Here is a 10,203-nt window from a genome sequence, read left to right on the forward strand (position 1 = left end):
GGTATGATCAAAAGATTATCCATTGCGTTTATCTTGGTAATAGCATTTAGCTGTTCAGATAAGCCCGTGGATGATAAGTATAATTGGATTCCTTTACAAGTAACAGCGACAGCATACAATTCACTTCCTTATCAAACATCATACGAGCATCCTGCCATAACTGCATGGGGAGATTCTATTAAACCTGGTGTAAAATGGATTGCTGTTTCTAGAGATTTACTTAAGAAAGGACTTTCATATAACACTTTGGTCAAAATAGATACTTTTGATGGTATATACATTGTTAAAGATAAAATGCACGCTCGTTGGCGGAATAGAATTGATATTTACATGGGTGAAGATGTTAAAAAGGCTAAGGAATGGGGAAGGCGGAAACTTACCATTAAATATGCCGTTAAAAAAGATAGTTTAGTAATTATAGAATAATGAAACATAGTGCTGTATATTTTATTTTTGGACTACTAATAGTGTCATGTACTTCCACAAAAAGTATTGTGGACCATCCAATTACTTTTAATGAAGAGCGAAAAATATTGACTCTAGAATATCTTCAAAATAGATATGGATTAGAGCAGGAATCACCTAAAATTGATCCTAAAATGATTGTTTTACATTGGACAGTCATCCCAACATTTCAAAAATCATTTGAAGCCTTTGATCCTGTTACATTGCCCAATTGGCGGCCAGATATTAAAAATGTAAGTGGTTTAAATGTATCCTCTCAATTTATGGTAGATAGAGATGGAACCATTTATCAGCTTTTACCTGAAACAACTATGGCAAGGCATGTCATAGGGCTTAATCATTGTGCTATTGGGGTGGAAAATATAGGCGGAACCGAAGATTTACCTTTGACAAAAGCACAATTAAAATCTAATATTTGGTTAGTGAAGTATTTGAAAGATAAGTATGATATTGAGTATTTAATAGGACATTACGAATACACATTGTTTGAAAACCACCCTTTGTGGTTAGAAAAAGATGAAGGATACCGTACCGTAAAAACAGACCCTGGACCAGATTTTATGAACAATGTTAGAAAAGCTGTGAAGAATTTAAATTTTAAGGAGCTACCTAAAAATAGAATTAACAAAACAAATCAATCTAAATGAAACGTATAGTACTTGTATTAATAGGTTTATTCTCCTTTTCTTTAATGGGTCAATCAGAGAATATAACTACTCAGTTATTTGATTCTTACGATAACTACAAAGAGAATTCTATTGGAAAACGACGTATTAAACGAGCGGATATTCAACCGTTAATTGATAAATATTCCAACTACAAAAAGTTTAAAGTTAATAAAGTAGGTACGTCTATTGGTGGTAAAGATTTGAGTCTTATAAGCATTGGTACGGGCGAAACAAATGTTTTTCTTTGGTCTCAAATGCATGGAGATGAGCCTACTGCAACACAAGCTATTTTTGATATTTTGAATTTCTTTGACAGCTCTGATTTTAAAACAGAAAAGGATGCCATTCTTGCCAACTTAACGGTTCATTTTTTACCAATGCTAAACCCAGATGGAGCTGAGCTTTTTCAACGAAGAAATTTATTGGGTATAGATATTAATAGAGATGCTTTACGTTTACAATCACCAGAATCGCAAACTTTAAAACGTGTACGTGATAGTTTAGATGCTGATTTTGGATTTAATCTACACGATCAAAGCACTTATTATAATGCAGAACGTACAGAAAAACCTGCTACTATTTCATATTTAGCTCCAGCATACAACTATGAAAAGGACATTAATGAAACACGTGGTAATGCTATGAAGATTATCGTGTTTATGAACGACATACTTCAGAAATATGCTCCAGGTCAAGTAGGGCGTTATAATGATGATTTTGAGCCTAGAGCTTTTGGTGATAATATTCAAAAGTGGGGTACAAGTACTATTTTAATAGAATCTGGCGGTTATGCAGAAGATATTGAAAAACAAGAAATTAGAAAGCTTAATTACACTTCTATTTTATCTGCCATATATACTATTGCCAAGAAATCTTACGAGGCTATTAGTATTGATGAATATGAAAAGATACCGGAGAATGATAGAAAGTTATTCGATTTAAAAATAACTGGAGCAACTTATAATCTAATGGGTAATACGTTTACTATCGATTTAGGGATTAATCAGGTGGAAGTAGATTATCCAGACCATAATTCTTTTTGGTACAGCAGTCGTGTTTTAGATCAGGGAGACCTATCTACTTATTATGGATATGAAACTGTAGATGCTTCTGGTTATACTATAAAGCAAGCAAAAGCGTATCCAACAACTTTAAACACATTTGAAGAAGTTAAAGCTTTAAATTTTAAAGATATTTTAAAGCAAGGTTACGGATATGTACCTATGTCTACCATACCTTTAAAGCAAGTTAATTCGCCATTTCCGGTTCATTTAATTGGAAAGAAATATACTGTCCCGGAATTGAATTTAATGCCAGGTATTAACCCAACTTTCTTTTTAGAAAAAGATGGTAAAATTGAATACGCGATTATAAATGGATTTTTAGTGAACTTAAAAGAATCTATTATCAATGTGCCCAATGGTATGATATTTAGATAAATCAGCGATTAGAAAGAACTAAATATAAAGCATAAAAAAAGGGAAGCATTTGCTCCCCTTTTTAATTTTATAAATGCCTAATTCTTATAACCCTTCTTCTGCATCTAAAAGTGCAAAGAATTTATCTAAGTTAGGTAAGATGATGATTTTAGTTCTTCTGTTCATCGCCATGTTCTCTTTGGTATCATTTTCTACTAAAGGTAAGTAGCTACTTCTACCAGAAGCGATTAATTGAGAAGGATCTACATCATACTCTTTTTGTAATTTACGAACAATTGAAGTTGCACGTTTTACACTTAAATCCCAGTTATCTGTAACCATTGGAGTATTAATAGTTCTAGAATCGGTATGACCTTCAACCATTACTTCCATACTTGGCTCTGACTTAATTACATCTGCCAATTTTTTCAATATTTTATCAGCCTTACTGCTTACGTTATAACTTGCAGTATTGAATAATAACTCATCTGAGATATTAATCATAACTACAGTTTTATCAATACTAACATCGATATCTTCACCTTCATCAGAAATTGATTGCTTCAACTTGTAAGAAACAGCCAAGTTCATTGAATCTTGTAATGTCTTAGCACCTGCTAATTTTGCTGGATCAACATTTTTCAATGTATTTCTCATTTTAGCTTTGGTATTGTTACTCATTACAGCAACATCATCAACGCTTGTGAACTGACTATCGTTCATTTCTTTTAATGAGTTGATTTTAGAATTGTACTCTTCAACACGAGCTTCAATTTTTGTCATTTGAGCTTGCAATTCCTCTTTCTCTACTTGAGTCTTTTGTAAAGTACTCTGAGTTTGAGATAGGTTATCTTCTAAAGCAACATATTTCTTTTTAGAAACACATGAAGTTAAAAGCGCTACCGATAAAATAGTAACTAAGGATAATCTTTTCATTTTGTTCTCTGTTTAATTAATATTAGTCTAATCGGTTTTATATACGGCACAAATCGACAAACGGACGTTTAAATCATAAGTTGAAAGATGAAAGTATTGCAATTATCAAGGTCAACAAAATGATAATCAACAGGTTGATGATTTCAATTTAGGGCAAAAAAAAAGAAGCATTTTCATGCTTCTTTCTGTATTTTAAAGGTGTTTCACCTATTCACAACCACCTGTAAATCCGTTTGCACTAAACTTGGTTTGTACTGCTCCTTGTCTAGAACCTGTATTAATTTCAATGGCTAAATTGTTCTCACCACTTCCATCTCTTTTTGGACTACAGTATTCAAATAAGTAAAAGCTATTAGCTCTTTCTGAAACTTTCTCAGATATATCTCTAAACGTTCTTTCTAGCTCATCTTTGTTCTGAGCGAATACACTAGCTGTTTTTCCTATTGCCGTCAATACTTCCGTATCAATCTCACCACCTAAACCAATACTAAAGAAAGAAATGTTGGCATTGGCTTCATTTACCTTCTTTAAAGCGGCATCTTCAGTAAAACGAGAAGCTTGATCAGTACCATCTGTAAAAATTACAACAGATGCAGCACCAATTTTACCATCTGCAGTGGATACTTTCACTAAATCTGAAGCAATATCCGTAGATTTTATAACGGCTCCATATAAATCGGTAGAAGGGTCATTACTAATATCATCTGTTATACCTTCAACAGCATCTTTAAGTTCAGTTCTTGAAGAAGTTAATGCATTTAATAAATGAAGCTCATCTTCACCATCAAACCAATAAATGGCCATTTTTACAGATTCTTGAGTTGTGCTAGGCATAACAGCATCAATAAAACTTGTAGAAGCTAACTTCAATTCTTCTAAACTACTGCTCAATACACTATTACTTAAATCTAACACCAATAAGGTATTGTTTGAAAATATCTGTGAATTAGGTGAAATACGTGCTGACGATTCTGATGTTGAGATAGTATTGAAACAATCATCATTTCTACCTTGCTCATAAATTGTAAATTGATTAGCGGTAAGTCCAGGAACTGGGTTTCCGCTAGTATCTGATACTCTAAAAAAAACAGACACCTTACCTGGCAAGGTTGTATATTGTTCTTGTATAGATAAAACTAATTCACCTTCCTCAAGTCCTAAACAATCATCTACCTCCGTACCTTTTCCTAATCCTTCACCAGTGTTCAAGTCTAAACTAACATCATCATCGGCATTACCACAAGAAACTAATAGCGTCAGTAGAAAAAATATACTATATGTTTTTAAAAAATTTTTCATATTCAATTATTATGGGTTCAACTAGCAGAACGGTCAAAGTTTGTTTAAATTATAGGGATTAAAAAAATAAATGTTAAAGATTGTTAAAGCAATAATAGCAAAGGACATAAAATTATCAAAAGCCCTATATTTCCATAGGTTTAAGTCCATTGAGGCATGGTATATTTAACCTTGGTTTCACATATTTAAAAGTGTAATAAGCGACAATAAATGACCCACGAGTTCAAGAATATTATTAAAGAGTATCTAATTGCCAAAAATGCAAATTTAAAATGTGTTTTGGCAACGGTGGTAGATTTAGATGGTTCATCTTATCGTAGGCCAGGTGTGCGCATGCTTATACGTGAAGACAATATTATGATTGGCGCTGTAAGCGGTGGGTGTGTTGAAAAGGAAGTGCTGTTTCAAGCACAGTCTGTATTTAAAAAACAAATCCCTAAACTAATGACCTATGATGGACGGTATCGTTTGGGTTGCGAAGGTATATTATATCTTTTGTTAGAGCCGTTTTCACCAAGTAAATCTCTCATTGCAGATTTTAATACGGTAATAGAAAATCGTTCATTTTTTGAACTTACTACATCTTATAAAAAAGAATACGGAGACCTTAAAGGTTTTGGAACATTTATACATTTAGATGATAAGAGTTATACGTTTAATGAAAATACCCGTGAGCAACTAGAAGCCTTGATTTTTAAACAAATTATGTCTCCGTGTCAACGCCTATTATTAATTGGTGGTGAGCATGATACGGTACAATTAGCTCAATTCGGGTTAAATATGGGCTGGGAAGTAACAGTTGCCGTTACGCCAAAAGAGGATAAAACAAAGGCAGATTTCCCAGGTATAAATGCATTGTTAAACTGTGAACCCGAAGATTTCCCCGTAAAGATTATAGATGCCAATACCGCTGTTCTTTTAATGACACATAGTTATGTAAAAGATTTAAAGTATTTAATGGTTTTGAAAAATAGTAATCCGGCTTATTTAGGCGTACTGGGTCCTGCTAAACGTAGAGAAAAATTATTGTCTGAACTACTGGAACATGATATGGATATTGAAATGGAATTCATTGAAAATATTCATGGACCGGCAGGGCTAGACATTGGGGCAATAACACCACAGGAAATTGCTATTTCTATACTGGCTGAAATTTTAACGGTCATTAGAAAAACAGATCCTATGATGTTAAAAGATAAACTGAAAGAAATTCACCATTGAAAAAAGAACCTCATATCGCTGTTTTGATTATGGCAGCTGGTGCATCTAAAAGAATGGATGGTATTAAGCAATTAATGCCATGGAAAGATTCTAACTTCTTATTGGAAACCATTAAAACCGTTCAAAAAACTAATTTGAGTTCCATTCACGTGGTGTTAGGAGCAAATGCCGAAATTATTGCTGCTCAATGTGTTTTTCAAGATATCAATATTATTACTAATCCTAACTGGGATAACGGATTGGGGAACAGCATAGCATACGGAGTTAAAGTAATACTTAAAGAGAAAAATACTTTAGACGGCATCTTAATCTGTCTTGTCGATCAACCACTACTTACTCCGAAATATCTTCAATCTATTGTAGAGGTATTTAAAATGCATCCCACAAAAATAATAGCAACAAACTATGGTAATAAGGCAGGAGTACCCGCTTTGTTTCCTAAATTGCTGTTTCAAAAATTATGTGAATTAGAGGGTGATTATGGAGCCAAAGACATTTTAAATAATCAACAGCATGCTATTATTCAACTAGAAGCAGGAAATCAAATTAGAGATATTGACACCAAAGAAGAATACAATCAATTATTGAATCAAACTAAAAATGAGCACACGCATTAGTAAATTTAATTTAGCAATAGTAATTACCATTTGTTCTATAATTTCTACCCCAATTATAGCTCAAGAAATGGGCTTTGAAGAATACAACCCAACATCTACCTTAGTAGTGACCGGTTCAGAAATCACCAAGGCAAAGTTTCCGTTCATTGATGTACATAGTCATCAGAGAGATATGTCCGTTGAAGCCTTAGACGGTTTAATTGGTCATATGGATGCAATGAACGAGGCAATTATGGTGAATTTAAGTGGCAGATCTGGCGAAAGTTTAAAAGAAAAAATCGATAATATTAAAAAGAGCTACCCTAATAGATTTGTAGTTTTTGCAAATGTTGATTTTGAAGGAGCAAAAGATTTGGCTTGGGGAGAAAAGGCTGCTGAACAATTAGAACAAGACATTAAAAATGGTGCAAAAGGATTAAAAATCTTTAAAAGTCTAGGGTTAAGAAATAAAGATGCCGATGGTAATCGTTTGGCAATAGATGATTCTAGATTAGATCCTATTTGGGCAAAATGTGCAGAAATGGGAGTGCCTGTTTTAATACACGCTGCAGATCCAAAATCTTTTTGGGATGAAATGGACTCAGATAACGAACGGTGGTTAGAATTAAAAACACACCCAAGAAGAAAACGTACGGCTATCGATCCCGCACCGTTTGAGCAAATTATACAAGAGCAACATAATGTTTTTAAAAAGCATCCGCAGACTAAATTTATAAATGCCCATATGGGTTGGCATGCCAATAACTTAGCAAAATTAGGTGAACTGCTAGATGATATGCCAAATATGAATGTTGGTATATCTGCAGTTATAGCCGAACTAGGTAGACAACCACAAAATGCAAGAGCATTTTTTATAAAATACAAGGACAGGGTTTTATTTGGTAAAGACAGTTGGAAACCTGAAGAATTCCCTACGTACTTCAGAGTATTGGAAAGTAATGATGAGTATTTCCCTTATTACAAGAAATATCACGCTTTTTGGGCAATGTATGGATTAAACCTCCCTGACGATGTATTGAAAAAATTGTATTATAAAAATGCTTTAAACCTAATCCCAGGATTAGACGCATCTTTATTTGATTAATAGTTTATACTTTTTTAAGTGCAACCGTTTTTTCAACAACAGGTATATCTTTTACATCTTGAAAAATACCGCATGATACTTGCTTTTTAGCTAGTGCTGGGGTATTTTTTCTTTTTGTTAAAGCCTCAATCTCTGGATTTAAAAACTGCATATCAGAATATTTTTTAATAAAACGTACTTATATGGCTCATGTTGTACGAGTTAGGCGTTTTTTACTATTATTTAAAAAAGAATTTATGTTAGCGTGTGACAAATTAGATAAAATTCACACTAATAAGTAAATAGCGAGTTATAAATGCAGAAAGAAACAGTCTTCACTAATTTAATAAGAGAACATCAGGCACTTTTATATAAAGTGACTTCCATCTACATTGATAATAAAGAAGACCAAGAAGATTTATTTCAAGAAGTAGTATACCAACTTTGGAAATATTTTGACTCTTTCCGGAACGATGCTAAGATTACGACTTGGATGTATCGTGTAGCCATGAATACTGCTATTACCTATATCAAAAGAAAAAAGAAAAGACCAGATTCGGTTCCTATTGCAGATGTTATCATAAAACAGGCAGAGGTTAAAGATGATGTTATTGAAGAAAGACTACGACTTCTTTATCGGCATCTTCAATCATTAAACACTTTAGAAAAAGGACTTATTTTTTTATTACTTGAAGGAAAAAGCTATAAAGAAATATCTGAGATTACAGGGTTAAGTGCCAGTAATGTAGGTACTAAAATATCTCGTGTAAAGAAAAAATTAAAAACAAACATGACAAATCATTAAATCATGGAAATAGAAGAACTACAATCTGCTTGGGTACAAATGAGCCAAGAATTAGACCATCAAAAAAAATTAACAAATGAAATTATTTTAGATATGACAAAACAGAAATATCAAAACAAATTCAACATACTTACTAAGTACGAGACCGTAGGCGCATTTGTATGTTTCATTGTTGCCTTCTTTGTATTATTAAATTTTGGTAAGCTAGACACTTGGTATTTAAAAATTTGTGGCATATTAACCCTATCTTTTCTTATCGTTTTACCTGTACTGGTTTTAAGTACACTTAAAAAAATTAAGAATATTGACATCACCAAAGGCTCGTATAAAGAGAATTTAAAGGTTTATTTACGAACTAAGAATAGACTTCTAAAATTACAACAGGTGGGTATGGCAATAGGCTTTGTAGGGCTACTATTCATAGTACCTGTTACATCAAAAATTATTTCTAATAAAAATGTATTCTTAACCAACCTTAAAGTAGAGCAGTATGTAATATTTGCAACAACCTTAGTGGCACTAGCATTTTTCTGTAAATGGGCTTATAAAGGATACCTAAAGATTACCCAATCTGCTCAAGATTTAATTAAAGATTTAGAATAAATAACTACTCTGTAAGTTTCTTCTGAATGTAATTTAGTATTAGCATCCAATTCATTTTTAATAGGAGGGAAGCTGTTGGTACGTTATCATCTGCAATTGCAGCTATAATGGATTCATGCTGATTGTCTGACTTATTGTAGAAAAAATCGTCATTTGTAAATGCGCGTTCATAGAAAAATATACGCGTCTTTAAATCGTTTAGAATTTTTAAGGCTAAATCGTTTTTATATCCTTTCGTCAAAAGCCTATGAAATTCCAAATCTGCTTGAATTCTTGAAATAGCATCCGGTGCATTTTCAAAAACTTCTTGTTGATTTTTTAGATTGATAATATCCTCTTCATTAAACTCTGAATTTTCAATTGCCATTACCTCTAAGTTTGCAACCAACTCATAAAGATCTTCGGCTTCTTCTACGTCTAGTTCGGCAATAATAAAACCTCTGTTTGGTACGGCTTTAATAATATGTGCCTGTTGTAGCTGCGTTAGTGCCTCCCTAATTGGCGTTACACTTACTTTTAAATGCCTGGCAAGTGCGGCTAAATTAATAGTTTTACCAATTTTAAGATTACCGGTAATCATCTCTGATAGTAAGTAATCCCGTACTTGATCTCTAAGATTTATTTTCACTAACATGTATCAAATATAATATATCGTATACGATATAACAGAAAATCAACTTGTTTAGTGCCTTTTTAAATATTATTGATTTTTTAGTATGACAAAATGATATGAGTGATGAGTTCATATCATTTGTATACTTAGAATGCAAGCTGCAATTTTGGTCTGCGCAACATTTTTTGTTTATCTCTTATGGCTGTCCATAAATTTAATTTTGCTGATGTTATTGGTAATGAATTTTTAAATTTTCTCATGATATCCGTTTTTTAAATCGGTGATTAGCCGTATGATTTATGATTGATGTAGACTGATGAATGTTTAATGGGTATGTTGCCTAGATGATGCCCATTGTACTCTTTTACTATTCTTAAAACTTGAAAAAAATGTATTCCTTCTTGTTTCTGTCGGTGTGTTTCTGATAAAAGTTCTCATGATGTTCGTTTTTAAAGCGGTGATTAGCCGTATGATTAATGATTGATGTAGACTGAT

At 32.7% G+C, this 10,203-nt stretch carries 12 protein-coding genes; 8 read left to right on the forward strand and 4 right to left on the reverse strand.

The window, feature by feature from the left end:
* Window positions 1-3 precede the first annotated feature (3 nt).
* From BM296_RS16945 to BM296_RS16955, 3 genes are read left to right on the forward strand one after another with little or no spacing between them, the layout of a single operon-like run.
* A complete protein-coding gene (locus BM296_RS16945) occupies window positions 4-426 on the forward strand; it encodes a 3D domain-containing protein (protein WP_091904820.1) in 423 nt (140 codons plus the stop codon).
* Window positions 426-1,112 carry a peptidoglycan recognition protein family protein gene (locus tag BM296_RS16950; protein ID WP_091904822.1) on the forward strand — a complete coding sequence of 229 codons (687 nt, stop codon included), beginning with the start codon at window positions 426-428 and terminating at the stop codon, window positions 1,110-1,112. Before BM296_RS16945 ends, BM296_RS16950 begins: the two co-directional genes overlap by 1 nt.
* Complete coding sequence (locus tag BM296_RS16955) at window positions 1,109-2,572, forward strand: M14 family metallopeptidase (protein WP_091904825.1); 1,464 nt, start codon at window positions 1,109-1,111, stop codon at window positions 2,570-2,572. The genes BM296_RS16950 and BM296_RS16955 overlap by 4 nt, the downstream gene beginning before the upstream one ends.
* 84 nt (window positions 2,573-2,656) lie before the next feature.
* Here the strand turns inward: BM296_RS16955 and BM296_RS16960 are convergent, their stop codons facing one another.
* Both BM296_RS16960 and BM296_RS16965 read right to left on the reverse strand, forming a co-directional pair.
* A complete protein-coding gene (locus tag BM296_RS16960; protein WP_091904828.1) occupies window positions 2,657-3,487 on the reverse strand; it encodes an OmpA/MotB family protein in 831 nt (276 codons plus the stop codon).
* 207 nt (window positions 3,488-3,694) lie between these two features.
* A complete protein-coding gene (locus tag BM296_RS16965) occupies window positions 3,695-4,786 on the reverse strand; it encodes a vWA domain-containing protein (protein WP_091904831.1) in 1,092 nt (363 codons plus the stop codon).
* A gap of 210 nt (window positions 4,787-4,996) precedes the next feature.
* On the opposite strand from BM296_RS16965, the gene BM296_RS16970 reads away from it, so the two are divergent.
* Genes BM296_RS16970 through BM296_RS16980 form a run of 3 tightly spaced genes read left to right on the forward strand, consistent with a single transcriptional unit; the run spans window position 4,997 to window position 7,708 of the window.
* Window positions 4,997-6,007, forward strand: coding sequence for an XdhC family protein (locus tag BM296_RS16970; protein ID WP_091904835.1), 1,011 nt, complete (start codon window positions 4,997-4,999; stop codon window positions 6,005-6,007).
* Window positions 6,004-6,624: a nucleotidyltransferase family protein gene (locus BM296_RS16975; protein WP_143099099.1), complete on the forward strand. Its 621-nt coding sequence runs from the start codon at window positions 6,004-6,006 to the stop codon at window positions 6,622-6,624. Before BM296_RS16970 ends, BM296_RS16975 begins: the two co-directional genes overlap by 4 nt.
* Window positions 6,608-7,708, forward strand: coding sequence for an amidohydrolase family protein (locus BM296_RS16980; RefSeq protein WP_091904841.1), 1,101 nt, complete (start codon window positions 6,608-6,610; stop codon window positions 7,706-7,708). Before BM296_RS16975 ends, BM296_RS16980 begins: the two co-directional genes overlap by 17 nt.
* 4 nt (window positions 7,709-7,712) lie before the next feature.
* Here BM296_RS16980 and BM296_RS19480 read toward each other — a convergent pair whose 3' ends face one another.
* Window positions 7,713-7,859, reverse strand: a complete 147-nt coding sequence (locus BM296_RS19480) for a hypothetical protein (RefSeq protein ID WP_177214973.1) — start codon at window positions 7,857-7,859, stop codon at window positions 7,713-7,715.
* A 144-nt stretch (window positions 7,860-8,003) separates the two neighbouring features.
* Between BM296_RS19480 and BM296_RS16985 the strand changes: the two genes are divergently transcribed.
* Window positions 8,004-8,492 carry an RNA polymerase sigma factor gene (locus BM296_RS16985; RefSeq protein WP_091904844.1) on the forward strand — a complete coding sequence of 163 codons (489 nt, stop codon included), beginning with the start codon at window positions 8,004-8,006 and terminating at the stop codon, window positions 8,490-8,492.
* 3 nt (window positions 8,493-8,495) lie between these two features.
* Complete coding sequence (locus tag BM296_RS16990) at window positions 8,496-9,095, forward strand: hypothetical protein (RefSeq protein ID WP_091904848.1); 600 nt, start codon at window positions 8,496-8,498, stop codon at window positions 9,093-9,095.
* A gap of 4 nt (window positions 9,096-9,099) precedes the next feature.
* On the opposite strand, the gene BM296_RS16995 is transcribed toward BM296_RS16990, so the two are convergent.
* The gene (locus tag BM296_RS16995; protein ID WP_091904851.1) at window positions 9,100-9,729 is read right to left on the reverse strand and encodes a GntR family transcriptional regulator; all 630 of its coding nucleotides are present in this window, start codon (window positions 9,727-9,729) and stop codon (window positions 9,100-9,102) included.
* Window positions 9,730-10,203 lie beyond the last annotated feature (474 nt).

It is taken from the genome of Maribacter stanieri, from assembly GCF_900112245.1.
Taxonomy (GTDB): Bacteria; Bacteroidota; Bacteroidia; order Flavobacteriales; family Flavobacteriaceae; genus Maribacter; species Maribacter stanieri.